2 protein-coding genes are annotated in these 687 nt (G+C 64.0%); both read right to left on the bottom strand.

Going from position 1 to position 687, the window contains the following annotated elements; all coding sequences use genetic code 11:
* Positions 1 to 209: hypothetical protein (locus RH858_RS16750; protein WP_310562513.1), on the bottom strand; the 209-nt coding region annotated here is incomplete at its 3' end.
* Positions 210 to 305: 96 nt separating this feature from the next.
* Positions 306 to 687 (bottom strand): DUF86 domain-containing protein (locus tag RH858_RS16745; protein WP_310562512.1); only part of this gene is annotated, 382 nt, incomplete at its 5' end.

The following is a 687-nucleotide window of genomic DNA, read 5'->3' as shown; positions in this document are numbered from 1 at the left end:
CAGTCGTTTCGGGCGTCGTCGGGTCGCCCCTCGATCGTCTCGCGGGCCAGCGCGGGATGGCCACTCTGGCGGCGAACGTCGGGGGCGTTCCTCGGGTCTGGGGCTTCGTCCTCTCCGGAATCCGGTTGGAGCGTCGAGGAGATCGAATCGGCACGCTCGTGTATCGGGGTACACAATCCGGGTTCGAACCCGAATCCTTCGGGTCGCACCGTGGCTGTACCCGGAGACGGTCGGATCTCGTCACCTACCGGGAGGATCAGGCCCTCGTGTGCAGTCGCCCTCAGAATAGCCGACACCTGTCTGTATCAGCGTTGCAGGTAGGCGTCCACGGCGGTGACGAACTCGACGAAGCGATCGAGGTCGTGCTGGATCGCATCGTACACGATGTCGTCGTTGACAACGGGGCCGTACGCGTGGGCGAGGACATCACGAAAGCCAACCGCATTCCGGAGTCGCTCGCCGAGATCCGGATCCACGATCCCTTCCGACTCCAGGGTGGTGATCACTGTTTTCCGCCGTTCGGGTACGGATCCCCGTTCGATCTTGCAGATCTCCGGTCCGGCGTCGATCGTCGCCGCCACGAGCTTTTCGAACTTTCTCTCGGCGGCGTCGCGGCGGTCCTGTGCATCCGGCGCCAGATATTCGCCCCGGGACAGTCGCTGATACTCCCGAAGGCGCGTGACGTTT

Origin of the sequence: Halalkaliarchaeum sp. AArc-GB, assembly GCF_031432225.1 — an archaeon.
In the GTDB taxonomy this organism is placed as follows: Archaea; Halobacteriota; Halobacteria; order Halobacteriales; family Haloferacaceae; genus Halalkaliarchaeum.
This window is presented reverse-complemented; position numbering and strand designations above follow the sequence as displayed.